A 25396-nucleotide genomic window follows, 5' to 3' on the forward strand; every position below is an offset into this window, starting at 1 on the left:
TCGAATGAGCGCGCACGCCCCTGAGCAGCACCGCTGGGGCCTGACCCCGACGGGCAGCATCACCACTCCGGCCGGACGCACCGTTCCCCTCTACCTCGCGATCTTCCTCGCCGCCGTCGGGGGAGTGGTGCTGTCTCTCTCGTTCCCCGGTCTCGGGTGGTGGCCGCTCGTCTTCGTCGGAACACCCCTCATCCTCGTCGCGCTCGCGGGGCGCTCGGTGCTCACGTCGCTCCTCGTCGGGCTCGTCGGCGGTTTCGCCTTCTGGGGCACCCACATCTTCTGGCTCACGATCTACCTCGGGGCGGTGCCGTGGCTCGCCCTCGCGGGGCTGCAGACGGTCTTCTTCGCGATCGGGGCCGTGCTCATCACGCTCGCGTGGAGGTTCGGCGATCGACTCTCGCGGCGGTGGTGGTTGCGCATCCTCGTCGTCCCCGCCGTCGTCGCCGCTCTGTGGACGGGTCGGGAACTCGTCACGAGTTCGTGGCCGTACGGCGGTTTCTCGTGGGGACGCCTCGCGTTCTCTCAGTCGGAGAGCGTCTTCGGCGACCTCGCCGCGTGGGTCGGCGTCTCGGGGCTCTCGTTCTTGCTCGCTCTCGTCGCCGCTCTCATCGCCGCTGCCTACCGCCACACGCGGTCCTCCGGCCGCATCGTCTCGGGCCTCCTCCCCGTCGCACTCATCGCCATCCTCGCGCTCATGCCCGCGTTCCCGATCGTCGAAAGCGGCACCATGCGCGTCGCCGCCGTACAGGGCGACTCCGACGCGGGTCTCTTCGCCGAATACCGTGCCGGCGAGATCCTCGACGACCACATCGCCGCGACCGAGCCCCTCTACGGCGAAGACGTCGACGTCGTCGTGTGGCCCGAGAACGCCTCCGATCTCGACCCCCTCGAGATCAGCCAGGCGGCATCCGCCCTCGACCTCGTGAGCGAACGGATGAACGCGCCCCTCGTCACGGGAACCATCACGACGCCCGGCGACGACGTCTACAACAGCCTCCTGCTGTGGGAGCGGGGCGAGGGCGCGACAGACATCTACGACAAGATCCACCCGGTGCCGTTCGCCGAATACCTGCCCGATCGCGACTTCTGGTACCCGCTCGCCCCCGACCTGCTCTCCCTCATCCCTCGGGACTATTCGATCGGTCAACGCGACAACATCTTCGACATCGACGGTGTTCTCGCGGGCGTCGCCATCTGCTTCGACATCGTCGACGACGCTCTCGTGCGTCAGATGATCGGTGACGGGGCCGAGGTGATCCTCGCCCCCACGAACAACGCCGACTTCGGGCGCAGCGACGAGAGCGTGCAACAGCTCGCGATCGCGCGCATGCGGGCTCTCGAGACCGGCCGCAGCGTCGTCAACATCTCGACCGTCGGAACGTCGGCGATTATCGCCCCCGACGGCAGCACAATCGACCGCTTGCCGACATTCGAACCCGGATCGATGATCGAAGACGTGCCCCTCAGTTCTACGACGACACCCTCGACGGTCTTCGGTCGGGAACTCGAGCTCGCGATCGCCTGGCTCTCACTCGCGGGGCTCATCGCCCTCAGTATCGGCTCGAGGAGGGCGCGTGGCTGACACCCTCATCGTGCTGCCGACCTTCGACGAGATCGAGAACATCGACAGCATGGTCGGCCGCATCCGGCAATCCGTGCCGTCGGCCGACCTCCTCATCGTCGACGACGCGAGCCCCGACGGCACCGGGCGACGAGCCGACGACCTCGCCGCAACCGACGCCGGCATCTCGGTTCTGCACCGCGAGGCCAAGGGAGGGCTCGGCGCCGCCTACCTCGCGGGGTTCGATCGGGCCATCGAGGGGGGATACGAGTTCGTCGTCGAGATCGATGCCGACGGTTCGCACAATCCTGCGACGCTCCCCGCCATGATCGCGGCAGCACGGAAGGGCGCCGATCTCGTCATCGGGTCGCGCTGGGTGCCCGGCGGTCGCGTCGAGAACTGGCCGTGGTTGCGCCAGGTGATCTCCCGCGGCGGCAACACCTACTCCCGACTCGTGCTCGGGTCGTCGATCCGCGACCTCACGTCGGGTTTCCGCGTGCTGCGCACGGCCGCCCTGCGGCACGCGCACCTCTCCACCGTGTCATCGCAGGGGTACTGCTTCCAAGTCGAGATGGCGTGGCGGCTCGAGCGCGGAGGCGCCCGCGTCGTCGAACATCCGATCACCTTCATCGAGCGAGTGCACGGAGTGTCGAAGATGCGCACGGCCATCGTCGTCGAGGCTCTCGCTCGCGTCACGTGGTGGGGGCTCACGAGGGCGCTCCGCCGCGTCGACCCGATCCGCGGGTCGTCGACGGCCGCACCGGCAACAAAAAACGTCCCCGGCGCGTGATGCGACGGGGACGTCCGATGTTCGAGTTACGCGCCGACCTTCTGCTGGCCCTTGCGCGCACGGAGCACGTCGAGCCTCTCGTTGAGCAGTTCTTCGAGTTCGCCGCGCGTGCGACGCTCGAGGAGCATGTCCCAGTGGGTTCGCGGAACCTTCGTGTCGACGGGCTCGATGACGACGGGCTTGCCATCGGCGGCGATGAGGATTCCCTCTTGACCCGACTTCGGTGACTCCCAGCTCTGCGGAATCTCGGCGTCCGACGCGAATGTCACGTCGAAGGTCGTTCCATCTGCCGACTGGTAGGTACTGGTGATTCGCGGTGAGAAGGTGACGCCTTCTTCGCTCTGCAGACTCTGGGATCCGAGTCGCATACCGCGCAAACTGCGATCTGCCATGGTGTGGCCCCTTTCTCGCATTACTTCGTGATGAGCACAACCCCGAGGATGGCCTGAAACATTCCCGCACCCAGCGTTTACAGAGGTTTCCCAGTGCTTTGGAGGGCGACCGGCATGTCGGGATCCGGGCCGAGGCACCCCCACCTTAGGGGGCGGACGACCGGTTCAGATGCCCCTTGACTTTCGTGCTTCGATGACGATCCGGGCGAGGTCGGCGCGGTCGGTCACGAGCCCGTCGACCCCGATGTCGAGCAGTCGATCCATGTCGCGAGCCTCGTTGACCGTCCACACGTGCACCTCCATGCCGACGGCGTGGAAGCACGCGACGGTGCGAGCCGTGACGACGCGCACGGGTCCGTAACGCTCGGGCACCTGCATCGCGTCGACGCTCTTCGTGACCCAGCCGAGCAGCCGGGTCGAGCGCGCGAGGATCGCGAGCAGCGCGAGCATGACGATGCGGGGAGACGCGGATGTCGCGACCCCGGGCAGTCGCCGCACGACGTCGCGTCGAGTGGAGTCGGAGAACGAGGTGATGAGCACGCGATCGGAGGCCTTCGCGCTGCGCACCGCCGCGACGGTGGGGCCGATGGCCCCCGGCGTCTTGACGTCGACGTTGAACCGCGCGTCGGGGAACGCCGAGAGCACCTCCGCGAGAGACGAGAAAGTCTGACCCGACCCGAGGTCGATCGTGGCCAGTTGCGAGAGAGGGAAATGGGAGACATCCCCCGCCCGCCCGGCGAGCCGCGAGAGGTCGGGGTCGTGGCTGACGACGGCTATGTCGTCGGCGCTCACGTGCACATCCGTCTCGAGGATGTCGGCACCCGCGGCGAGTGCCGCCGCGAACGCGAGCACGGTGTTCTCGGGCGCCTCGAGCGCGAGGCCCCGGTGCGCGATGACCCGCGGGGGAGTGCCCCTGAAGAAGGGCGAGCGGGGGCGGTCGTCGAACATGGGCCGTGCGTCCTTTCGAGCGGAGGAGTTGCTAGGGTCGACACCCGTGAACAGCACCGACGCCTCGACTCTGCCCGCCCACTCGCTCGACGGCAAGCGCGCCCTCGTCACCGGTTCGTCTCGGGGGATCGGCGCCGACACGGCCCGCTATCTCGCCGCGGCGGGCGCGAGCGTCGTCATCAACTTCCGCAACAAGGAGGCACGGGCACTCAAGCTCGTCGCGGCGATCGAAGACGGCGGCGGCGCGGCGATCGCCATCGGCGCCGACCTCACCGACCGGGCATCACGGTCGGCGATGTTCGACACGATCCGCAGCGAGTGGGGCGCGCTCGACATCCTCGTCATGAACGCCTCGGGCGGCATGGAGTCGGGGATGGCCGAGGACTACGCGATGGCGCTCAACCGCGACGCCCAGGTCGACCTCCTCACCGAGGCGCTGCCGCTGCTCGCTCCGGGCGCTCGCGTCGTCTTCGTCACGAGTCACCAGGCCCACTTCATCGACACGGTCGAGACGATGCCCGAATACCTCCCCGTCGCCCTCAGCAAGCGAGCGGGAGAGGTCGCGCTCCGCGAGCTCATTCCGACCCTCGCCGAGAAGCAGGTCGAGTTCGTCGTCGTGTCGGGCGACATGATCGAGGGGACCATCACGGCGACCCTGCTCGAGCGGGCGAACCCCGGGGCGATCAGTGCGCGCAAGGATGCCGCGGGGCGCCTCTACAACGTCGGCGAGTTCGCCGCCGAGGTGGCCCTCGCGGTCGTCGAGCCGGTGCCGTCGGGCAACACGCGCTACGTGGGCGACGTGAGCGACTTCCGCAGCTAGGGGTCTCGGCTCCACCGCACCTCCGTACGATGGGCCTCGATGAAACCCTCCGACATCTCCGCGCTCGTCACTCTCGGCACGCCGACGATCCACCCCGACGGCTCGCGAGCGGTCGTCGCCACCCGTCGCGCCGACGTCGATGCGAACCGGTACGTCGGCGAGCTCTGGACGGTTTCTCTCGGCCGGGTCGACACGCCGACCGGGCGAGAAGCGACCGGACGAGAAGTGACCGGGGGAGCGCCGACGCGCTTCACTCGGGGCCCTCTCGACTCGGCGCCCGCATTCTCGCCAAACGGTGAGTGGCTCGCCTACCAGACCGAGGTCGACGGGCGACGCCAGATCGCCCTGGTCCCGGCATCGACGACCGGCGCGGGCGCCGCTCCGGATGCCCCGGTCACGCCGGTCATCGCCACCGCGGCGCCCCTCGGCGTCGCCTCTTTCGTCTGGTCACCCGATTCGACGCGCATCGCGTTCATCGCGGGCGTGCTCGACCCCGACCGTTTCGCCCGTGACGCATCCGCTCCCGACGACCCGCGCAGGATCACGACTCTCAAGTACCGCTCCGATGGTGCCGGGTTCGATGGTGATTTCGATCGGGACCGCGAGGCGCACGTTTTTCTCCTCGACGTCACGCGACCCGCACAGGTGGGCCCGGTCGACTCGGCGATCGCGTGCCAGATCTCGACTCAGGCGGGCACCCACACGAGCATCGTCTTCGCGCCCTCGGGCGGATCGGTCTTCGCCGTCTGGACCGGGCTGTCGTCGATCAGGTCGACACTCACGACCTCGATCCTCGAGATCACCTTCGACGCCGCCTACCCGAGAGACCATGTCTACACCCCCGGAAACACTCCGGCGAAGATCGCGGCGACGACGATGGGGGCTCTCGCGATGGGTCGGCACGGCGAGCTCTATTTCACCGCGACCGATCAGACGGGCACGGAACCGCAGGCGAGGCTCAACGTCGACGCGACCGCGCTCATGTCGGTCGACACGACGAACCCGCGGTGGACCATCCCGACCGGGCTCATCCACCTCGCGAGAGACTTCCGCGAGCTCGATCTGGCGATGGTCGTCACCGAGACGGGCGTGATCGTGCCGAAACGGTGGGACGGACGCCTCGACCTCGTCGAGGTGCACGGAGCGGGCAAGGGCAGGACCCACGTCATCCTGTCGGGCGACCTCGAGGTCACGGGCTTCGACGAGCGCGACGGTGTCGTGGTCGCGAGCACGTCGACGGCGGCCCACCCCGCGACCCTCGTCGTCGTCGACCCCGGGGGAGAGCGCGCTCTGTTCAGCCCGGCGGATGTCTCGCACCTCGACATCCTCGTGCCGACCGAGGTCACGGTCACCGCCCGCGACGGCCACGGGCTTCACGGCTGGGTCGTCGAGCCTCCCGGGGTGGGTCCGCATCCCGCGATAGTCCTTGTGCCGGAGGGACCGTACGCGTCGTTCTCGATCTCGCTGTTCGACGAGGCGCAGGTCTACGCGACGGCGGGGTACGCCGTCATCATGTCCGATCTGCGTCGCGCCGCAGACTTCGGCGAGTCGCACGCTCGCGCCACGAGGCACGACCTCGGCGCTCCGGATCGTGCAGACATCCTCGACTTCCTCGCCGGGGTTCTCGAGCGCACGCCGAGCATCGACAGCACGCGGATCGGCGTCGCGGGAGCGTCGTACGGCGCGTGGCTCGCGGCGTGGCTCACGGCAGACGAGAACCTCTTCTCCGCGGCGATCATCGAACGCCCGTATCTCGATCCGTCGACGTACGTCGGCGCATCCGACATCAGCGTGTATTTCGCCGACGACTACCCCGGCTCCGACCGCGCCCGACTCGCCGCCCTGAGCATCCACGACCGGATCGACGGCATCGACATTCCGACCCTCGTGATCCACGCGGAGCATGACCGCCGCAATCCCTCCGACCAGGCGGAGAGGTTCTATTTCGCTCTGAAGAGGCGCGGGGTCGACACCGAGCTGCTGCTCTTCGCCGGCGAGAGCCACGATCTGCCGCGCACCGGGAGCCCGCGTCACCGCGTGCAGAGGCTCGAGGCCACCCTCGAGTGGTGGGCGCGCCACCTGCCGGTGTCGGCATGATCGCCCGGCACCGCGCGACGTCGCGGATCCTCGTCGTCGACCCGAGCGGGCGAATCCTCATGTTCTACACGCTCGGTTCCGTTCCGGCACAACCGACGCGGTGGCTCACCCCCGGTGGCGGCGTCGACCCGGGGGAGTCCCACCACGAGGCCGCCGTGCGCGAACTGTTCGAGGAGACCGGGCTCGCCGTCGACGACCTCGGTGAACCGGTGTTCGCGTTCGATTTCGACGTCGACTACACCGGGGGAGACCACGACACGGGGCACGCCGAGTTCTACGTTCTCCACACCGACCGATTCGTGCCCTCCGATACGCACTGGACCGACGACGAGCGCATCGACGTTCTCGCGCACCGCTGGTGGTCACTCGACGAGCTCCGCGAGACGACCGAATCGTGGGAGCCGCCCATGCTCCTCGACCTCATCGCTCAGCACGCCACACCAACGCCACTCAGCGCAACGCCACAGGATCACCGAAAGGACCGCAGCCATGACTGACATCGCCGCTCGCATCGCCGAGGTCGAAGCCCAGGAACGCGACCTCGTGCTCGCGAGATTCACGAACGACGACGCCTGGCAGCTCGGGAGCACTCTCGTGGGCCTCGCGCGCGACCGCGGCTTGCCCGTGACGATCGACATCACGCGGGGGGAGCAGCAGTTGTTCCACGCCGCCCTCGACGGCACCGCGGCGCACAACGACCGCTGGGTCACCCGCAAGGTCAACACCGTGCGCGAATTCGGCATCAGCTCGCACCTCGCCGGCCTCCGCGCCGCCGTCAACGGCAACGCCTTCGAGGAGGCGCCGTGGATCGATCCGCTCGTCTACGCGGGTCACGGCGGCGCGTTCCCGATCGCGGTGCGCGACGTCGGAGTCGTGGGCACCGTCACGGTGTCGGGGTTGCCGCAGCGCGACGACCACGACCTGGCCGTCGAGGGCATCCGCTCGTTGCTCGCCTCGCAGTGACCGGGTGTCACGGACACAGCTCGCTGACGCGGCCCACCGACACAGCCCACTGTCACACGCGTGAGGCACAGTGAGGGCATGATGTCACACGCCACCGACAGGCAATCGAAGACGTGCCGTTCATGCGGGCGCACGATCGAGTGGCGCAAGAAGTGGGAGAAGAACTGGGCGGATGTCGCATACTGCAGTTCCTCCTGCCGCAGCCGCAAAGTCTCACCCACCGATCGAGACTTGGAGAAGTCGATCCTGTCTCTCCTGAGCACCCGAGCGGCGTCGGCGACGATCTGCCCGTCGGAGGCGGCTCGAGCCGTCGGCGGTGACGACTGGCGAGACCTCATGGAGCCGGCCAGGCGAGCCGCACGACGACTCGTCGACAGCGGCGATGTCGAGATCACGCAGCGCGGCAGCGTCGTCGATCCGTCGACGGCCAAAGGGCCGATCCGCATCCGCCGCGCGTAACGCGTGCGGGTGGGGCTGCCGCCTCATTCTCGGGCGCCCACCCGCGCGGGGCAATGCGCCGATAATGCACATTATGTCAAGTGAGGCGGGATGGAGGCGTCAGTCCTCCGAATTCGTCGTGACGGCGCATCCAGTGCGCCATGGGCGCTTGAGGCCACCCCTCCGGCACATCCTCCCCCTCGATCTGGCCGCCGTAGGGCGTGAGCGCAGCAAGAGACGTGACACTGCCGATGCTGCTGACCATGGCGCCGTCCTGGAGGAAGTAGGTGCGGTAGATGTCGTCGCCCACACGGAGGAACACGTTGATCGCGAACCACTCGGTGGCTCCGAAGTCGTCGGTGAACGCCTCGGTGCGAATCGTGTACCAGGGCTTGTCCGTCCATCCCATCCGCTCGGCGTACGCCCGGATGGTCGGCTGGGGCGCGGGCGACGCCATCGCGAAGGTGATGTCCCGCGCGTGCAGGAGGCCGAGCTGAGCGACCCCGTCCGCCCACGAGCTGCATCCGACGCATCCGGCATCGGGCCAGCCATCCACTCCCTCTTCGAAGAAGAACCGGTAGAGGATCAGTTGGCACCTGCCCTCGAAGAGGTCGAGCAGCGAGACCTCGCCGCTCGGCCCCTCGAACAGATAGTCACGATCGACTCGCACCATCGGCATCCTCTTGCGTGCCGCGGCGAGGCGGTCGAGTTCGGCAGCGACGGCGCTCTCCTGCGCCGCTAGCGTGGCGACCTGACGCCGCCACTCCGCATCGTCGACGATGGGCGGCTGTGCGATGACCATGGTGAGAGGCTAGCCAAGGCTCGGGGCGCCGTCGAGGGCACTCCCCCGGTCTCTCGGCTGCGGCCCAACGCCCTCCGGAATGGCGCCGTGGAGGGTCGGCGCGTAGACGAGCTTGATCGTGCGCGCGTCGAAGACCGACGACTCGATGAGGTCGAGGTCGAACTCCGCCCCGCCGTGGAACAGCGACGCGTACCCCGCTCGCCCGGTCACCGCGGGGAACAGGATCACTTCGAGTCGGTCGACGAGGCCGGCGGCGAGCAGAGCCCGATTGAGCGTGATGCTGCCGTGGGATCGCATCGGCACATCGGTCGTGCGCTTGAGGCGCTCGATCGCACCGACGGCATCCTCGGCGATGACCGTCGAGTTCTGCCATCCGGGCGAGCGTTCGTCGAGCGTGCTCGAGAACACGATCTTGGGCAGCTCGGTCAACCTGTCGAAATACGGTTCGTCGAACTCCGTCACGAACTCGCTGAACTCACGGAACGTCGTCGCACCGAACACGAGCACCTGGTCGTGCGCGAACGTCTTCACCCGGTCAGCCACGAGCTCGAGGCCCTCCTTGCCCCAGTAGCCCGGCCACCCCTCGGCAGAACCGTAGCCGTCGAGACTGCAGAAGAAATCGACCGTCAGTGTGGCGCTCATGCTCCCACTCCCCTTCGAGCCCGCCCCCCTCGTCGGGGCGATCACCGGACCACGGTACCGCTCGAGCACCGGGGCCGCCACGACGGCGACTCTCACATCCCGTCGCGGGCGAAGGGGCATATGTTGAAAGAGATCCAGTCTCCGTCCCGCCACTCCGACAGAAAGAAGCCACCATGGCCAACGATCCTTTCGCGCGACTCCCCGAGGTTCCGAGCTTCACCCTCACGAGCGACGACGTCACCGACGGCAGCCCGTTCGCTCCGGCTCAGCTGTCCGGGATGTTCGGGCTCCCCGGCGGCCGCGACGAATCACCGCAGCTCTCCTGGACGGGTGCGCCCGCGGAGACCCGCAGCTTCGCCGTCACCGTGTACGACCCCGACGCTCCGACGATGTCGGGATTCTGGCACTGGGCTGTCGCCAACCTCCCCGCCGACACCTCGTCCCTCCCCGCCGGAGCGGGCGACCCCGACCTCGCGCTCCTCCCCGAGGGCGCAATCACGGTGCCCAACGAGGTGCGCGCACCGCGATTCGTCGGCGCGGCTCCCCCCGCGGGGCACGGCGAGCACCGCTACGTCATCACCGTTCACGCTCTCGACGTCGACGACATCGGGGTTCCGGACGACTGCACCCCGGCCTTCCTCGGTTTCACGATGGCATCGCACATCCTCGCCCGCGCGACGATCGTCGCAACCGCGGAGACGCCCGCCGAGCCCGCGGCGGAGTGATCTCGCACCACTCCCCCTGGGCGATGTCCGACACTCCCGCGGCGGATTCGACGCCACCGCCCATCGCGCGCTAGTTTGGAATCAATCCAAATAAGCAAGAGGGACGTATGCAGACCACCGAGCGACTCCGCGACGCCGGCCTCCGGGCCACGGCGCCGCGCGCAGCCGTGCTCGATGTGCTCGACGGCACCGAGCCCCACGAGCACTTGAGCGCGGCCGCGCTCGTCGAACTCGTGCGCGCGCGAATCGGGGGCGTGTCGGTTCAAGCGGTCTACGACTCGCTCGACGCTCTCGAGCACGCGGGGCTCGTGCGGCGCATCCAACCCGCGGGACTCCCCGCCCACTTCGAGTCACGCGTCGGCGACAACCACCATCACGTCGTGTGCCGGTCGTGCGGCAAGACGAGCGACATCCCCTGCGTCCACGGCGAAGCGCCGTGCCTGACCCCGTCGGAGACCGCCGGTTTCCGCATCGACCAGGCCGAGATCACCTTCTGGGGTCTGTGCGCCGAGTGTGCTCCGGCCTGACCGCCTCCCCTCCCCTCCCCTCCCCTGCCCTCCCCCACTTCCTCCCTCCCGGACAGCCCGGGAACGCCACGAGAGAAAGGCACGTTCATGACGGACGACACCACCGAACCGACGAACCTGACCACACGACAGGGGCACCCTGTCTACGACAACCAGAACCAGCGCACCGTTGGAGCCCGCGGCCCCGCCACCCTCGAGAACTACCACTTCCTCGAGAAGGTCTCCCACTTCGACCGCGAACGGGTCCCCGAGCGCGTCGTCCACGCCCGTGGAGCCGTCGCCTTCGGCTACTTCGAAGCGACCGGCACCTGGGGCGACGAGCCCATCGCCAAATTCACTCGCGCGAAGCTCTTCCAAGAGGCGGGCAAGCGCACCGACATCGCCATCCGGTTCTCGACCGTCATCGGCGGGCGCGACTCGAGCGAAGCGGCCCGCGACCCCCGCGGTTTCGCCGTCAAGTTCTACACCGAAGACGGCAACTGGGACCTCGTCGGCAACAACATGGGCGTGTTCTTCATCCGTGACGCCATCAAGTTCCCCGACGTCATCCACTCCCTCAAGCCCGACCCCGTGACCTTCCGCCAGGAGGCATCGCGCATCTTCGACTTCATGTCGCAGACCCCCGAGTCGATGCACATGCTCGTCAACCTCTTCAGCCCCCGCGGAATCCCCGCCAACTACCGCACCCAGCAGGGCTTCGGGGTCAACACCTACAAGTGGGTCAACGAGGCCGGCGAGAGCGTTCTCGTGAAGTACCACTGGATTCCGAAAGCCGGAGTCAAGAGCCTCACCGAAGCGGATGCCGCGGTCATCCAGGGCGGCGACCTCGGTCACGCCTCGAAGGACCTCTACGACTCGATCGAGGCGGGAGACTTCCCCGAGTGGGAGCTCCGCGTGCAGATGATGAGCGACGACGAGCACCCCGAACTCGACTTCGACCCGCTCGACGACACCAAGGTCTGGCCCGAGAACGTCTTCCCGCCGAAGACCGTCGGCACCATGGTGCTCAACCGCAACGTCTCCAACCACTTCGCCGAGAACGAGCAGCTCGCCTTCGGCACCGGAGTGCTCGTCGACGGTCTCGACTTCTCCGACGACAAGATGCTCGTGGGTCGCACGTTCTCCTACAGCGACACGCAGCGCTACCGCGTGGGCCCCAACTACCTGCAGTTGCCGGTCAACAGCCCGAAGGTCCCCGTCGCCACGAACCAGCGTGACGGCCAGATGTCGTACCACGTCGACCAGACCGGCCAGAACCCTCATGTCAACTACGAGCCGTCGATCACGGGCGGACTGCAGGAGGCTCCGAAGCCCGCTCACACCGAGCAGGGTCCGGTCTACGAGGGACGCCTGACTCGCGCTCGTCTGCCCCGCACGAACGACTACACGCAGGCGGGTCAGCGCTACCAGCTGCTCGAGCAGTGGGAGAAAGACGACCTCGTCGCCAACCTCACGGGTCTCATCGGTCAGGCTGCTCGCCCCGTTCAAGAGCGCATGGTCTGGCACATGCTCCTGGTCGACGACGAACTCGGCCTCCGCCTCGGCGAGGGCATCGGCATCACCGTCGACGAGGTCAAGCACCTCGAACCCCTCGCGACGCAGACGCTCGACGACGACGAGCTCGCCCGTCTCGCCAACCTCGGTGCCAACGGTCCGCGCGACGTCAGCGGTCTCGTGATGACGCATTGTGTGCCCAACGAGCGCGTCGTGCTCGTCTGATCCGACCCTGACGCCGGGCCACCCGGCGACTCGCGAAGCGGCGCATCCCCTCGGGGGTGCGCCGCTTCGGCGTTGTGCCGGCGCGACAACGACGAGAGCGGCCGACCCGGAGGTCGACCGCTCTCGGTCTGGCATTCTCTGCAGAAAACGTTCTCCGCGGAGACCGACTACCGCGTCGTGGGCGACACCGACGGGCTCGACACCTCGTCGAGTTGCGGGAGCACCCGCAGCAAGACGTCCGAGAGCGTCACGACGCCGATGAACTTCTCGTCGTCGACGACCACGGCGAGCTGCTGGCTCGTCGCCCGCATGCGCGCGAGCGTCTCGTACGCCGGCGTCTTGCCTTCGAGCACGAGAACCTCGCGCGCGAAAGGCGCCGCCGGGGCGTCGACCGACTCGAGCATCGTGTCGCGAACGTGCACCATTCCGGTGACGTCGTCTCCGACCGTGCCGAGCAGAATGCGCAAGTGACCCGAGTCGACGGCGGCACGCTGGATGTCTCCGACCGTCGCCCCGTGCCCGACCGCCGTCGGCGTGGCCGAACGGTTGACGAGCTCGTCGAGCCGCAGGGTCTGCAGCTCGAGCGCTCCGGAGAGCTGGGTCTCGAACGACTTCTCGAGGGTTCCCGCTTGCGCGGAGAGCTCGACGAGGTGGCCGATGGTCTGCGTGTTGTGCCCGCCGACCGCCGCGCTCTCCACTGGCTCGACCCCGGACGCCTTCACGAGACGGTTCGCGATGCTGTTGACCCAGCCCAGGAGCGGACGGAACGGCCAGATGTAGACGCGAGACGGGATTCCGATGACTTTCGCCGCCGTCTCGGGGTGGGCGATCGCCCATGACTTGGGTGCCATCTCACCGACGACGAGGTGGAGGAAGGTCACGACGAAGAGGGAGAGCGCGAACGCGAGGGTTCCCGCGACCCAGTCCGGCATGCCCCACATTTCGAAGATCGGGCCGAGCCAGTAGTCGAGCGCCGGCTTGGTGATCGCTCCGAGGGCGAAGGTACACGCGGTGATTCCCAGTTGGGCACCCGCGAGCATGAGGGTCAGCTCGTTGACGCCCTTGAGGGCGGCCCTCGCGGACCGGTCGGTCGCGGCGGTCTCTTCGAGACGGTGACGGCGAGCCCCGAGCAGTGCGAACTCGATGATGACGAAGAACGCGCTGAGCGCGATGAGGGCCACCGTGACGAGGATGACGATGATGGTGTCGGTCATCGGTCGACCTCCTTCGCGGTGTCGTCGTCGGTCGCGGTCACGGTGTCCCTGACCTCGAGCACGCTCGGTTCGGGGGTCTCGGCGGTATCGCCGGCCTCCGGGGATCCGCTCGTCTCGGCAGTTCCGGCAACCTCGTCGGGCTTCTCATCGGGCTCGTCGTCCGAGTTCGACCGGCGCACGAGGGTCACGCGAACGCGACTCGGCACGTGCCTGTCGACTTCGAGCACCTGGACCGTGAGGGATCGGTGCACCTCGTCGTCGAAGATCAGATCGCCCGGATCATCCGGGATCTCGATGTGAAGGGTTTCACCCTCGGCAGGAAGACCGCCGCGCTCGGCGATCACGAAACCGGCGAGGGTCTCGAAGTCACCCTCGGGCAGTTCGACGTCGAGAGCCCGCTGGATCTCGTCGACGTGAACGTCGCCATCCATGAGCCAGACCCCGTCGCCGTCGGGCTGGATCGACGGTCCGGCCTCCTCGTCGTGTTCGTCGGTGATCTCGCCGACCACTTCTTCGGCGAGGTCTTCAAGCGTGAGCACTCCCGCGAATCCGCCGTACTCGTCGATGACGCACGCGAGCTGATTCTTCGACCGCACGATCTCCGCGAGCGCGTTGGGCAGCTTCATGAGGGTCGGCACGACCGCGCTCGGTCGCATGAGCTCGGTCACCGAGGCGTCGGGCGAGAGCGTGGTTCCGAGAACGTCGACGAGCTGCACGACCCCGAGGGGCTGGCTCTCATCGTCGACGACGGGGTATCGCGTGTGTGCGCGTGCCATGAGCTCGCGCAGTTCGCCGATCGTGGTCTCGGGTCGCACGGTGTCGACGAGCGAGCGCGGGATCATCGCGTGCTCGACGTCTTGCTCGGGAAACTCGAGGATGCGGTCGATCATGAACGACAGCTCGGCGGGGAGGTCGCCGCTGTCACGCGAGTCGGCGACGATGCGCTCGAGGTCGCGCGCCGTGGCGCTCGAGTCGACGTCGTGCACGGGCTCGATGCGCAGGAGACGCAAGAGCGCGTTCGCCGCGTGATCGAAGACGGTGATGAGCCATCCGAAGGCCAGCAGATAGAACGACGTCGATCGCGCGAGTCCCCGAGCGAGCGGCTCGGGGTTCGCGATCGCGAGGTTCTTCGGGTAGAGCTCACCGAAGATCATCTGCACGATCGTCGCGAGCGCGAGGGCGAGCACGGTTCCGAGGGTGATGCTCACCGCAGCGGGTATACCTACACCGCCGAGCAGAGCGCCGATCGACTGGCCGATGAGCGGCTCGGCGACGAATCCGACGAGGAGTCCGGTGATCGTGATGCCGAGCTGAGCCCCCGAGAGCATGAAGGAGGTGCGCTTCGTCACGGTGAGCGCCCGCGCGGCGGAGGCGTCGCCAGCCGCGGCTTGAGCGCCGAGCTTGTTGCGATCGACCGACATGTAGGCGAACTCTTGCGCGACGAAATAGCCGTTCGCGGCGATGATCACGAGAGTGACGACGATGCCGACGAGAAGGAGCAGGAGGGCCTCGATCACCATGTGATCACCTCCATCGAGGGCGTGGATGCCCTCGAGCCGGGTTGGTGCGGGTCGGTGTCCATGGCACCGGAGGAGAGGAAGGTGGAGGGCATGTGCGCTCTCAACGCCTTTCTGAGGTTGTTTGACAAGTGGACCAAGAGTACCGGGTCATCACTCTGAGACTCCCCTGACCGCGACGACTCCTCAGACTTCCGCGGAGCCCGCGTCTCGTCAGCCGCGCACGAGGGCCGCGAGTTCGACCCGATTGGCGGCCCCGGCCTTGCGCAAGAGGTTGGCGACGTGGAACTTCACCGTGTTCTCGCTGATCGAGAGGTCGCGAGCGATGGCCCGGTTGCGCTCCCCCGCGGCGACGAGTTCGAGCACTTGGGCTTCCCTCGAGCTCAGCGCCCACTCGGTCGCCGACGCCGGTGGCGCGGCGGGGGCGTCGAGCGGCATCCGGACCGCGATATCCGACCCCCACCCGGGCGTCGCCTCGACACGGAACTCCCCGTCGAGGGCAGCGACCCGTGCCGCGAGGGGGCGCACGCTCGCGCTCTCGATCGTGAGGTCGCCGGGTCCGTCGTCGCGGATGTTGACGAGCAGGTTGTGGCCGTCGCAGTCCCACTGCACGCGAACCCGACCGACCCCGTGCTGCTCGACGAGGGCGAGCACGGCGCCGCGCACGATCGCGCGACCCGCGTGAGCGACCTCCCCCGGAACGGGGCGGCCGTGCACGGGAGGGTCGACGTACTCCATGTCGAACCCGCCGAAGCGCACGAGGGGCAGCAGGTCGTCTTTCAACCGCGCGAAGGCTTTCGCGACGGGCTCCTCGGCGATCGACCTCTCCCGATCGGTGACCGAGCGGAGCCTGACCATGGCGCTCGCGGCGATGTTCGCGGCGGTGCTGCGCGCGGCGTCGTCGGTCGATCGCGGGGAACGCAGCACGCCGAGGAGGGCCTCGAGGGTCGTGGCGTGCTCGTCGCTGAGTTCGGCGACGATGCGCGAGCGCTCCCGGGATGCCGCTCGCGAATCGATGAGGTAGGTCGGCGCGGCCGCGGCGACCTGCTGTCGGATGCTCAGAGCCACGATCTCCCACACGCGTGCCACCTCGGAGTGCAGTCTCCCGGCATCCGTGTGCGGCGCGGGCACCGGGTCGGTCACGACCAGGAGCGATCCGGTGTCGGCGACCCAGACGAGAGCGTCGCGCTCCCGACCGGCGACGACGACGACGGTCGTGACCGCCCCTGGCGAACCGTTCTCGTCATTCGGCCCGTTCGACCGATCGAGCGCACGGTCGGCGCGGATGGCGTCGAGCTCGGCGATCGTCACGTGATCGATGATCTCGGCGGCGCCGGCCCGCTTGCGCGGTCGCCCGGTGCAGTCCTCGGTGAAGATCACGAGGGCCGAGTGGGCGACCGTCGGAGCGAGCATCTCGGAGAGAGCTCGGGCGATATCGAGCAGCGGGCTCTCGAGAACGGCCCGCAGGTCGTCGAGCAGGTCGGTGTGAGCGGGGGTGGGCGACGACATCCGCCGACCCTACCCGCGGCGGGTGGGAACTACCCGGCCGGGTAGGCGAGTCCGTCCGGTCGGCGGGCGGCACGCCGGAGACCGCGCGACGAGCATGGATGCATGCCCGACGCCGCACCCTCCACCCCGACCCCGACCCCGACGGTCGCCGAGTCGATCGCCCTCATCGACGGCGAACTCTCCGACCTCGTGAGCACGATGCTCGCGAGCGACGCGACGATCGACCTCGACCGCGTGGCCGAGCGCATCGCCGCGGCACCGCGCGTCTTCGTCTTCGGTGCGGGCCGATCCGGGCTCGCGCTGCGGATGACGGCCATGCGCCTCATGCACTTCGGCCTCACCGTGCACGTCGTCGGCGAGACGACCACGCCGGCGATCACGACAGACGACGTGCTTCTGACCGCGAGCGGATCGGGGACGACGTCGGCGATCGTCTCGGCAGCGACGACCGCGCGCGACTCCGGTGCGCACGTCGTCGCGCTCACGACGGACGCCGAGTCCCCCCTCGCCGACCTCGCGAGCGAGTGCGTCATCGTTCCCGCCGCACAGAAGCAGGACCACTCGGGATCGCTCTCGCGGCAATACGCGGGCGGACTCTTCGAGCACGCGATCGTCATCATCGGCGACGGCATCTTCGACGCGCTGTGGCGTCGCTCGGGAGTGCCCGCCGACGAGCTGTGGCCGCGCCACGCGAACCTCGAGTGAGCGTGCCGCGGGTCGAGCACCGCCGACGCGCGACCTCCCGCAATCCCCTTTCGACCGCTCTCCTCCCCCACAAGAAAAGGATCACCTCATGCAACTGCAAGTAGCCATGGACGTTCTCACGACCGACGCCGCCCTCGAACTCGCCGGCAAAGTCGCGCCCCACGTCGACATCATCGAGCTCGGCACGCCGCTCATCAAGGCCGAGGGGCTCTGCGCCGTCCGCGCCATCAAAGACGCGCACCCCGACAAGATCGTGTTCGCCGACCTCAAGACGATGGATGCCGGCGAGCTCGAAGCCGACATCGCGTTCTCGGCGGGAGCCGACCTCGTCACGGTCCTCGGCACCGCAGGAGACAGCACGATCGCAGGAGCCGTCAAGGCGGCTCGTGCCCACGGCAAGGGAGTCGTCGTCGACCTCATCGGCGTGAAAGACAAGGTGACCCGTGCTCGCGAGGTCACCGAGCTCGGTGCCGAGTTCGTCGAGATGCACGCGGGTCTCGACGAGCAGGCCGAAGAGGGCTTCACCTTCCAGACGCTCCTCGACGACGGAGCCGAAGCGGATGTCGCCTTCTCCGTCGCGGGCGGCGTCTCGACGAAGACGATCGCCGACGTCCAGAACGCGGGAGCGCGCGTCGCCGTCGCCGGCGGAGCGATCTACGGGGCGGACGACCCCGCCGCCGCCGCGGCCGAGCTGCGTGCCGCTATCGCCTGAGGTACGACCTACGACGCTCGATGGCTCGCGACCGACACTGTCGGCCGCGAGCCATCGTGCTTCTCACGACTCCCCCAATCCTCGCGAAGGAGAATGACACCATGAGTGACCCGACTCGCATGCGCAACCAGCCCGCCCTCACGACGTCGACGGGCCGTATCTGGCTCGTCATGGGCGCGGCGTTCACGGCGATCGCGCTCGCGGTACTCATCCCCCTCGCACGGTTCGATCCGCCGGGCGTCGCGATCACCGCCGCGATCACGATCTCCGTGGTCTACGTCGCGATGATCGTCGTGCGGATCACCGTCGCCCGTCGTCCGCTCCGGCTTCGACTGCTCGCCGCCGGGCTCCTCGTGATCGCCGCCGTCTCGCTCGTCTCGGTCACCGTCGTGGCGAACGCCACCCGCTGAGCGTCTCCCGGGGAGACACGCGCAGCCGGGCGCTCGGGCCACACCGCCGCGCGACATCGGCGTCGCTCGCGCCGCTTGCGACTCGGGTCAGGGCTCGCCGAACGCGCTCTCGACGAGGTCGACGAGGGCGTCCACCGCGTCGCGTGCCGCGGGACCGCGAGCGACGATCGTCGCCTCGCGTCCGGCTGCGAGACCGAGCGACATGATGCGCAAGAGGCTCTTCGCGTCGACACCGTTGACCTCGACATCCGCATCGAATCGACTCGCGAGCTTGACGAACTCCGCTGCCGGCCTCGCGTGCAGGCCGTCGCGATTGCGCAGGGTCACCGTCTGCGACACGGCGGCGGCAGCGTCGTCGACCTCGGGTCGGGGGTCAGAGCGGGCTGCCGACTCGAGCTCGGCCTCGGGCGCGCGGCGGTTCGCCGACTCCGCGGCGGCGACGACCTCGTCGAGGGTCTGTCCGGTCTCGGCCGCGACAGCGGCAGCGACGGCGCCCTCCACGACGGGGGCGTCGGCGATGCGGACTCGAGCGCGAACATCGTCGTCGAGGAAGTCGAGGGCGGTCTCGGCTGTGAGGATCGCCGATCCGAGGTCGCACAGCACGACGACGCCGTCACCGTCGTCGGCGTCGGTCATCGCCGCAGACACGGCGTCGAAGCTCGTGCCGATGCCGCCGTCGTCGGTTCCGCCCGCGGGGACGATCCTCGTCGTCGAGGCCATCTGGCTCGCGAGGTCGCGGATGCCCTCCGCGATGAGCGCGCTGTGCGAGACGACGACGAGGCCGACCGTCACGACGATCCCGGAGATGAGGGTGCGGATCGGCCCGCGGCGACCGCCGCTTCCGCGGCAGCGCGCAAGAGCAGCGCAGACGACTGGGCCCCGGGGTCGCGGTGTCCGATCGCCCTCTCCCCGAGGTAGCTCGCACGGCCTTTGCGAGCCACGAGGGGTTCGGTCAGGGCCGCACCCTCCTCCGCCGCGTCGGCCGCGGCGGTGAGAATCGCCGCCTCGGTCTCCCCCCGCCCGAGCGCGGCGACGGCGGCATCGACGGCCGGAGTCCACGCGTCGATCATGGTCTTGTCTCCCGGCTCGGCCTTTCCACGCAGCACGATCCCGTCGCGTGCCGCCGTGAGGAGAGCGACGACCGCCTCCCCGTCGAGCGACTCCCGGCCCGCGACCGCTCCCGCCGCTTTGAGGTAGGCGGTGCCGAAGAGCGGACCGGAGGCTCCCCCGACCGTCGAGATCAGCGTGGTCGCGACGACCTTGAGCACGTCGCCCGGCACGGCGTCCGACGCGATGTCAGCGAGCTTGCCCGCGACGGCGGAGAACCCGCGATCGAGGTTCTCACCGTGGTCGCCGTCGCCGATCGTCCTGTCGAGGGTGATCAGTTCGACGCGGTTCGACGCGATGACCTCGGCGCTTCGAGCGACCCAGTCGGTGGCCCACGATGTTCCGAGCGCCACGGTGCCTACCGCCCCCACCGGAGCGCGACGGTCTGCACCGGGGCATCCCACAGTTCGACCAGTTCGTCGTCGAGCTTGAGCACGGTGATCGACACGCCCTGCATCTCGAGAGACGTGACGAAATTGCCGACGAGGGAGCGGGAGACCGTGATCCCCCTCTCGGCGAGCAATTCCGCCGCGCGACGGTAGACGACGTAGAGCTCGACCGACGGAGTGCCGCCCATCCCGTTGACGAACAGGAGAACCGAGTCGTCGCTCGAGAACGGGAGATCCTCGAGGATCGGATCGAGGATGCGGTCGACGATCGCGTCGGCGGGCTCGAGCGCGATGCGCTCCCGACCGGGCTCGCCGTGGATTCCGATACCGATCTCGATCTCGTCGTCTCCGAGGGTGAAGCTCGGCTCGCCCGCGTGGGGCACCGTGCACGGCGTGAGTGCGACACCCATCGAGCGCACGCTGTCGTTGACCTTCTGCGCGACCGCGGTGACGGCGGCGAGGTCGTCGCCGCGCTCGGCCGCGGCGCCCGCGATCTTCTCGACGAGCACGGTGCCGGCGACGCCGCGTCGGCCCGCCGTGTAGAGCGAGTCCTTGACGGCGACGTCGTCGTCGATGATCACGGAGGCGACCGTGAGCCCCTCGATCTCGGCGAGTTCCGCGGCGGTCTCGAAGTTCAAGACGTCGCCCGTGTAGTTCTTCACGATGTGGAGCACCCCCGCTCCCCCGTCGACGGCGCGTGTCGCCGCGAGAATCGGATCGGGCGTCGGCGACGTGAACACGGGTCCCGGCACGGCAGCGTCGAGCATCCCGAAGCCGACGAAACCGCCGTGCAATGGTTCGTGTCCGCTCCCGCCTCCGCTCACGATCGCGACCTTGCCGGCGACCGGGCCGCCCACGCGAGCGATGTAGAGCGGGTCGGTCGACACGGTGACGACATCGCCGTGGGCTGCGCCGAACCCCGCGACCGATTCGTCGACGACGTTCTTCGGATCATTGATGAGTTTCTTCATTGAAATTCCTTTATCCCTCGCCCGCGGATCTCCCGCGTCAGCACGTGGACGGACCGCCGTGCGATCTCGCGATCCGATGCCAACCTACTCCCCGGATGGCCGCCAGGGAACGGTTGTCCGACTCGCGAAAATCTTCCTCGAGGGTGCGATACCGAGCGCTACGCTGTAGCCATTACGAGGGTGGCCCCAATGGAGTGAGCCACCCTCGAAGACACGAAAGAAGGTCAGTGTGGACAATCTCGGAGTGGTCTTCCTCTCGGAAGTGCTCGGTACGGGTCTCCTCGTACTACTCGGTTGCGGTGTGGTGGCGAACGTCGCACTCGCGAAGAACAAGGGGCTCGGCGGCGGCTTCCTGATGGTGAACTTCGGATGGGGCCTCGCGGTCTTCGCCGGTGTCATCGTCTCCTACAACTCGGGAGCGCACCTCAACCCCGCCGTGACGATCGGCCTCGTGACGAGCGGCGCCGAGGAGTTCGGCTCGGGCGTTCCGGTCAATTTCGTCTCGGTGATCGCCTACATCGGCGCTCAAGTGCTCGGAGCGATCATCGGAGCCATCGTCGTCTGGCTCGCCTACAAGCAGCACTTCGACGAGGAGCCCGAGGCCGCGAACAAGCTCGGCGTCTTCTCGACCGGTCCCGCCATCCGCTCGTACGGCTGGAACCTCGTGACCGAGGTCATCGGCACGTTCGTTCTCGTCTTCGTGGTCATCGGCTTCTCCCGCCAGGAGCCGGGGGGCGGGCTCGCGGCTCTCGGCGCCCTCCCCGTCGCCCTGCTCGTCGTCGGTATCGGCGCGTCGCTCGGTGGACCCACGGGATACGCCATCAACCCTGCGCGCGACCTCGGGCCGCGCATCGCGCACTTCATCCTGCCGATCAAGGGCAAGGGGTCATCCGACTGGGCGTACTCCTGGGTGCCCATCGTCGGACCCGTGGTCGGAGGTGCCCTCGCGGGTGCCCTCTCGATCCCGCTCCTGCCGATCCTCAGCTAGATCGTCGGGCGGTGCGGCTCGATGACGAGGTGCACCGCTCGACGCCCCCAACCCACTCGACGACCGAACCAACACGAGGAGCATCATGACCGACTACATCCTGTCGATTGACCAGGGCACGACGAGCACGCGCGCCATCATCTTCGACCACTCCGGAAGCATCATCACGAGCGGTCAGCTCGAGCACGAGCAGATCTTCCCCAAGGCGGGGTGGGTCGAGCACGACCCGACCGAGATCTGGAACAACACGCGCGAGGTCATCGGCCAGGCGCTGTCGAAGGCCAACATCACGCGGCACAACATCAAGGCCGTCGGCATCACGAATCAGCGGGAGACCGCGGTCGTGTGGGACAAGACGACGGGCAAGCCCATCTACAACGCGATCGTGTGGCAAGACACCCGCACGCAGAAGATCGTGGACCGCCTCGCCGAAGACGGCGGAACGGACCGCTTCAAGGCCAAGGTCGGTCTGCCTCTCGCGACCTACTTCTCGGGCACCAAGATCGTCTGGATCCTCGAGAACGTCGAGGGCGCTCGCGAGAAGGCCGAAGCCGGCGACCTTCTCTTCGGCACGACCGACAGCTGGGTCGTCTGGAACCTCACGGGCGGGGTGAACGGCGGCGTCCACATCACCGACGTCACGAACGCGTCGCGCACCCTCTTCATGGACCTCGAGACACTCCAGTGGGATGACGACATCCTCGAGGTCTTCCGAGTGCCGAAGTCGATGCTCCCCGAGATCAAGAGTTCGTCGGAGGTCTACGGCCACGTCTCCGAGTCGAGCCTCCTGCGCGAAGTGCCGATCTCCGGCATCCTCGGCGACCAGCAGGCGGCCACGTTCGGTCAGGCGGCGTTCGACACGGGAGAGTCGAAGAACACCTACGGCACCGGAAACTTCCTGATCTTCAACACCGGCACCGAGATCGTGCGCTCGGAGAACGGGCTGCTCACGACCCTCGGGTACAAGCTCGGAGACGACGCGCCGCACTACGCGCTCGAAGGGTCGATCGCCGTCACGGGGTCGCTCATCCAGTGGTTGCGCGACAACCTCGGGCTCATCAATTCGGCCCCCGAGATCGAAGCGCTCGCGAAGACCGTCGACGACAACGGAGGCGTCTACTTCGTGCCCGCCTTCAGCGGTCTTTTCGCGCCGTACTGGCGTCCCGACGCGCGCGGTGCCCTCGTGGGGCTCACGCGGTTCGCCAACAAGGGGCACATCGCTCGTGCCGCGCTCGAGGCGACCGCGTTCCAGACCCGCGAGGTGCTCGACGCCGTCAACGCCGACTCGGGTGTGGACCTCACCGAACTCAAGGTCGACGGCGGAATGGTCGCCAACAACGAGCTCATGCAGTTTCAGGCCGACATCCTCAACGTGCCGGTCATCCGCCCCGTCGTCGCAGAGACGACCGCCCTCGGTGCCGCGTATGCCGCGGGGCTCGCGGTCGGCTTCTGGAGCGACCTCGGCGAGCTCCGGTCCAACTGGCAGGAAGATGCCCGCTGGGAGCCGAACCTCGACGAGGCGGAGCGCGAGCGCTTGCTGCGCAACTGGAAGAAGGCCGTGACGAAGACGTTCGACTGGGTCGACGACGACGTGGTGTGACCACCACACGGTGTGACAAACAGCACGGAAGGCCGGGGCGCGAGCCCTGGCCTTCGCCGTGTGCGCGGGTCTAGCGTGCGCGCTGCGTCGCGGCGACCCAGTCGTCGAGCCGGGCCGTCGCGCGACCGGAGTCGATGGCCTCGCTCGCGACATCCATAGCCGCACGGAAGCGGTCGAGAAGCGGCACGTCGAGCCGCGAGTGGTCTGTCGCGAGTTCGAACGACACGATCCCCGCCGCAGCGTTGAGCACGACGATGTCGCGAACGGCACCGTGCCGCCCCGCGAGCGTGTCTCGCGCGATGCGCGCGTTGTGGTCGGGGTCTCCCCCGATGAGGTCGTCGATCGACGCGCGCGGGATTCCGAGGTCCCGAGGGTCGAGGTCGTGCTCCGTCACCGCGCCGCGCGTGACCTCCCAGATGTGGCTGTGCCCGGTCGTCGTGAGCTCGTCGAGTCCGTCGTCGCCGCGGAACACGAGCGCGGTCGCGCCGCGCGTCTGGAAGACGCCCACGAAGAGCGGCACCTTGTCGAGGTGGGCGACACCCACAGCGGATGCTTCGGGCCGCGCCGGGTTGCACAGCGGACCGAGGAAGTTGAACACCGTCGGGATGCCGAGTTCGGCCCTCGTGGGGCCCGCGTGGCGGAAACCCGGGTGGAAGAGCGCCGCGTAGGCGAAGGTGATCCCCGTCTCGCGGAGCACGCGAGCGACACCGTCGGGCGACAGGTCGAGGTCGATGCCGAGCGCGGAGAGCACGTCGGACGACCCCGAGGCGCTGCTCGCCGCGCGATTGCCGTGCTTGACGACGGGAACGCCCGTCGCCGCGACGACGATCGAGGCCATCGTCGACACATTGACGGTGCCGAAGCGATCGCCCCCGGTGCCGACGATGTCGAGAGCGAGAGGGTCGACCTCGAGGGGAACAGCGTTCTCGAGCACGGCGTCGCGGAAGCCCACGATCTCGTCGACGGTCTCCCCCTTGGCGCGCAGGGCGACGAGAAAAGCAGCCAGCCGCGCGGGAGATGCATCGCCGCTCATCACTTGCTGCATGGACCATGATGCTTCGCTGATCGACAGGTCCTCGCCGTCCAACAGCGAGCTGAGAATACCGGGCCACGACGGGGCGAAAGACATGGCGACGATCCTAGCTTTCCCCGCAAGTGCTCAGCCCGAATGACAAAAGTGTCATGCGCTATCGGACATAATGGACAGGTGTCTACAGCCTCTCTCTCTCGTTCAGTCGGAGCCCCCGTCGTAAACCGACCGAGCGTCGTCGCCGTGGGCACCATCGTGTGGCTCGGCAGCGAGGTGATGTTCTTCGCCGGGATGTTCGCGATCTACTTCACCCTCCGCTCCACCTCTCCCGAGCTCTGGAGCGAAGAGGCCGGTCTCCTCAACGTCCCGTTCGCGGCCGTCAACACCACGATCCTCGTGCTGTCGTCGGTCACGTGCCAGTTCGGTGTCTTCGCCGCAGAGCGCCTCCAGCCTCGCCGCACGAGCTGGAAGCCCAAAGACTGGGGCATGGTCGAGTGGTTCTTCCTCACCTACGCCATGGGCGCCATTTTCATCTGCGGCCAGATCTTCGAGTACGCCCTCCTCACGAGCGAAGGCGTCAGTCTCGCCTCGAGCTCCTACGGCTCGGCTTTCTACCTCACGACGGGCTTCCACGGCCTGCACGTGACCGGGGGGCTCATCGCCTTCCTCCTCGTCATCGGAAGCGCGTACGGCGTGCGCAACTTCGGTCACCGGGAAGCCACTCGCGCCATCGTCGTGTCGTACTACTGGCACTTCGTCGACGTCGTCTGGATCGGACTCTTCCTCGTCATCTACGTCCTCAAATAAGCACCCCCGCACC

Annotated in this window: 27 protein-coding genes; 16 read left to right on the forward strand and 11 right to left on the reverse strand. The window is 68.1% G+C overall.

Annotated features, from left to right (window positions below; genetic code table 11):
- The first annotated feature begins 4 nt into the window (after nucleotides 1–4).
- Both lnt and ACLHIH_RS04795 read left to right on the forward strand, forming a co-directional pair.
- Nucleotides 5–1582, forward strand: coding sequence for an apolipoprotein N-acyltransferase (gene lnt / locus ACLHIH_RS04790; protein ID WP_411315556.1), 1578 nt, complete (start codon nucleotides 5–7; stop codon nucleotides 1580–1582).
- Nucleotides 1575–2351, forward strand: coding sequence for a polyprenol monophosphomannose synthase (locus ACLHIH_RS04795; protein WP_411315557.1), 777 nt, complete (start codon nucleotides 1575–1577; stop codon nucleotides 2349–2351). Before lnt ends, ACLHIH_RS04795 begins: the two co-directional genes overlap by 8 nt.
- Before the next feature lie 26 nt (nucleotides 2352–2377).
- On the opposite strand, the gene ACLHIH_RS04800 is transcribed toward ACLHIH_RS04795, so the two are convergent.
- Nucleotides 2378–2743, reverse strand: coding sequence for an RNA polymerase-binding protein RbpA (locus ACLHIH_RS04800; RefSeq protein WP_411315558.1), 366 nt, complete (start codon nucleotides 2741–2743; stop codon nucleotides 2378–2380).
- A gap of 165 nt (nucleotides 2744–2908) precedes the next feature.
- A complete protein-coding gene (locus ACLHIH_RS04805) occupies nucleotides 2909–3691 on the reverse strand; it encodes a glycerophosphodiester phosphodiesterase family protein (RefSeq protein ID WP_411315559.1) in 783 nt (260 codons plus the stop codon).
- Between the two features lie 46 nt (nucleotides 3692–3737).
- Between ACLHIH_RS04805 and ACLHIH_RS04810 the strand changes: the two genes are divergently transcribed.
- The 5 genes from ACLHIH_RS04810 to ACLHIH_RS04830 all read left to right on the forward strand — a co-directional run bounded on the left by ACLHIH_RS04810 (nucleotide 3738) and on the right by ACLHIH_RS04830 (nucleotide 8030).
- A complete protein-coding gene (locus tag ACLHIH_RS04810; protein WP_411315560.1) occupies nucleotides 3738–4511 on the forward strand; it encodes an SDR family oxidoreductase in 774 nt (257 codons plus the stop codon).
- A 39-nt stretch (nucleotides 4512–4550) separates the two neighbouring features.
- Nucleotides 4551–6608 carry a prolyl oligopeptidase family serine peptidase gene (locus tag ACLHIH_RS04815; protein WP_411315561.1) on the forward strand — a complete coding sequence of 686 codons (2058 nt, stop codon included), beginning with the start codon at nucleotides 4551–4553 and terminating at the stop codon, nucleotides 6606–6608.
- Nucleotides 6578–7105, forward strand: coding sequence for an NUDIX hydrolase (locus ACLHIH_RS04820; protein WP_411315562.1), 528 nt, complete (start codon nucleotides 6578–6580; stop codon nucleotides 7103–7105). Before ACLHIH_RS04815 ends, ACLHIH_RS04820 begins: the two co-directional genes overlap by 31 nt.
- On the forward strand, nucleotides 7098–7571 hold the full coding sequence (locus ACLHIH_RS04825; RefSeq protein ID WP_411315563.1) for a heme-degrading domain-containing protein: 474 nt from the start codon (nucleotides 7098–7100) through the stop codon (nucleotides 7569–7571). The genes ACLHIH_RS04820 and ACLHIH_RS04825 overlap by 8 nt, the downstream gene beginning before the upstream one ends.
- 78 nt (nucleotides 7572–7649) lie before the next feature.
- Entirely contained in the window at nucleotides 7650–8030 is a 381-nt protein-coding gene (locus ACLHIH_RS04830; RefSeq protein WP_411315564.1) for a DUF3253 domain-containing protein, read from the forward strand.
- 76 nt (nucleotides 8031–8106) lie between these two features.
- On the opposite strand, the gene ACLHIH_RS04835 is transcribed toward ACLHIH_RS04830, so the two are convergent.
- A complete protein-coding gene (locus ACLHIH_RS04835) occupies nucleotides 8107–8811 on the reverse strand; it encodes a DUF899 family protein (RefSeq protein ID WP_411315565.1) in 705 nt (234 codons plus the stop codon).
- A 9-nt stretch (nucleotides 8812–8820) separates the two neighbouring features.
- On the reverse strand, nucleotides 8821–9453 hold the full coding sequence (locus tag ACLHIH_RS04840) for a dihydrofolate reductase family protein (protein ID WP_411315566.1): 633 nt from the start codon (nucleotides 9451–9453) through the stop codon (nucleotides 8821–8823).
- Between the two features lie 173 nt (nucleotides 9454–9626).
- Here ACLHIH_RS04840 and ACLHIH_RS04845 point away from each other — a divergent pair, with 173 nt between their 5' ends.
- From ACLHIH_RS04845 to ACLHIH_RS04855, 3 genes are all read left to right on the forward strand, one after another.
- The gene (locus ACLHIH_RS04845; protein WP_411315567.1) at nucleotides 9627–10178 is read left to right on the forward strand and encodes a YbhB/YbcL family Raf kinase inhibitor-like protein; all 552 of its coding nucleotides are present in this window, start codon (nucleotides 9627–9629) and stop codon (nucleotides 10176–10178) included.
- A 107-nt stretch (nucleotides 10179–10285) separates the two neighbouring features.
- Nucleotides 10286–10705, forward strand: a complete 420-nt coding sequence (locus tag ACLHIH_RS04850; RefSeq protein WP_411315568.1) for a Fur family transcriptional regulator — start codon at nucleotides 10286–10288, stop codon at nucleotides 10703–10705.
- An 87-nt stretch (nucleotides 10706–10792) separates the two neighbouring features.
- A complete protein-coding gene (locus tag ACLHIH_RS04855; protein WP_411315569.1) occupies nucleotides 10793–12424 on the forward strand; it encodes a catalase in 1632 nt (543 codons plus the stop codon).
- 167 nt (nucleotides 12425–12591) lie between these two features.
- On the opposite strand, the gene ACLHIH_RS04860 is transcribed toward ACLHIH_RS04855, so the two are convergent.
- The 3 genes from ACLHIH_RS04860 to ACLHIH_RS04870 form a co-directional block, all read right to left on the reverse strand.
- Nucleotides 12592–13638 (reverse strand): hemolysin family protein, encoded by a 1047-nt coding sequence (locus ACLHIH_RS04860; protein WP_411315570.1) that lies wholly within the window; start codon nucleotides 13636–13638, stop codon nucleotides 12592–12594.
- Entirely contained in the window at nucleotides 13635–15158 is a 1524-nt protein-coding gene (locus ACLHIH_RS04865; protein ID WP_411315571.1) for a hemolysin family protein, read from the reverse strand. The genes ACLHIH_RS04860 and ACLHIH_RS04865 overlap by 4 nt, the downstream gene beginning before the upstream one ends.
- 210 nt (nucleotides 15159–15368) lie before the next feature.
- Nucleotides 15369–16664, reverse strand: coding sequence for a helix-turn-helix transcriptional regulator (locus ACLHIH_RS04870; protein WP_411315572.1), 1296 nt, complete (start codon nucleotides 16662–16664; stop codon nucleotides 15369–15371).
- 102 nt (nucleotides 16665–16766) lie between these two features.
- Between ACLHIH_RS04870 and hxlB the strand changes: the two genes are divergently transcribed.
- From hxlB to ACLHIH_RS04885, 3 genes are all read left to right on the forward strand, one after another.
- A complete protein-coding gene (gene hxlB, locus ACLHIH_RS04875; protein ID WP_411315573.1) occupies nucleotides 16767–17369 on the forward strand; it encodes a 6-phospho-3-hexuloisomerase in 603 nt (200 codons plus the stop codon).
- Between the two features lie 88 nt (nucleotides 17370–17457).
- The gene (gene hxlA / locus ACLHIH_RS04880) at nucleotides 17458–18081 is read left to right on the forward strand and encodes a 3-hexulose-6-phosphate synthase (protein WP_411315574.1); all 624 of its coding nucleotides are present in this window, start codon (nucleotides 17458–17460) and stop codon (nucleotides 18079–18081) included.
- Nucleotides 18082–18182: 101 nt separating this feature from the next.
- Nucleotides 18183–18491 (forward strand): hypothetical protein, encoded by a 309-nt coding sequence (locus ACLHIH_RS04885; RefSeq protein WP_411315575.1) that lies wholly within the window; start codon nucleotides 18183–18185, stop codon nucleotides 18489–18491.
- A gap of 87 nt (nucleotides 18492–18578) precedes the next feature.
- Here ACLHIH_RS04885 and dhaM read toward each other — a convergent pair whose 3' ends face one another.
- Genes dhaM through dhaK form a run of 3 tightly spaced genes read right to left on the reverse strand, consistent with a single transcriptional unit; the run spans nucleotide 18579 to nucleotide 20958 of the window.
- Nucleotides 18579–19283, reverse strand: coding sequence for a dihydroxyacetone kinase phosphoryl donor subunit DhaM (gene dhaM, locus ACLHIH_RS04890; RefSeq protein ID WP_411315576.1), 705 nt, complete (start codon nucleotides 19281–19283; stop codon nucleotides 18579–18581).
- Entirely contained in the window at nucleotides 19280–19951 is a 672-nt protein-coding gene (dhaL, locus tag ACLHIH_RS04895; protein ID WP_411315577.1) for a dihydroxyacetone kinase subunit DhaL, read from the reverse strand. The genes dhaM and dhaL overlap by 4 nt, the downstream gene beginning before the upstream one ends.
- Nucleotides 19952–19956: 5 nt before the next feature.
- Nucleotides 19957–20958 carry a dihydroxyacetone kinase subunit DhaK gene (gene dhaK, locus ACLHIH_RS04900; protein WP_411315578.1) on the reverse strand — a complete coding sequence of 334 codons (1002 nt, stop codon included), beginning with the start codon at nucleotides 20956–20958 and terminating at the stop codon, nucleotides 19957–19959.
- Between the two features lie 229 nt (nucleotides 20959–21187).
- On the opposite strand from dhaK, the gene ACLHIH_RS04905 reads away from it, so the two are divergent.
- Nucleotides 21188–21946, forward strand: a complete 759-nt coding sequence (locus ACLHIH_RS04905) for an MIP/aquaporin family protein (RefSeq protein ID WP_411315579.1) — start codon at nucleotides 21188–21190, stop codon at nucleotides 21944–21946.
- Between the two features lie 85 nt (nucleotides 21947–22031).
- Entirely contained in the window at nucleotides 22032–23546 is a 1515-nt protein-coding gene (gene glpK, locus ACLHIH_RS04910; protein WP_411315580.1) for a glycerol kinase GlpK, read from the forward strand.
- Nucleotides 23547–23616: 70 nt separating this feature from the next.
- Here glpK and trpD read toward each other — a convergent pair whose 3' ends face one another.
- A complete protein-coding gene (gene trpD, locus ACLHIH_RS04915; RefSeq protein WP_411315581.1) occupies nucleotides 23617–24675 on the reverse strand; it encodes an anthranilate phosphoribosyltransferase in 1059 nt (352 codons plus the stop codon).
- Between the two features lie 39 nt (nucleotides 24676–24714).
- Between trpD and ACLHIH_RS04920 the strand changes: the two genes are divergently transcribed.
- Nucleotides 24715–25383, forward strand: a complete 669-nt coding sequence (locus ACLHIH_RS04920) for a heme-copper oxidase subunit III (protein WP_411315582.1) — start codon at nucleotides 24715–24717, stop codon at nucleotides 25381–25383.
- Nucleotides 25384–25396 lie beyond the last annotated feature (13 nt).

Source organism: Marisediminicola sp. LYQ134, from assembly GCF_046599635.1.
Classification (GTDB): Bacteria; Actinomycetota; Actinomycetes; order Actinomycetales; family Microbacteriaceae; genus Marisediminicola.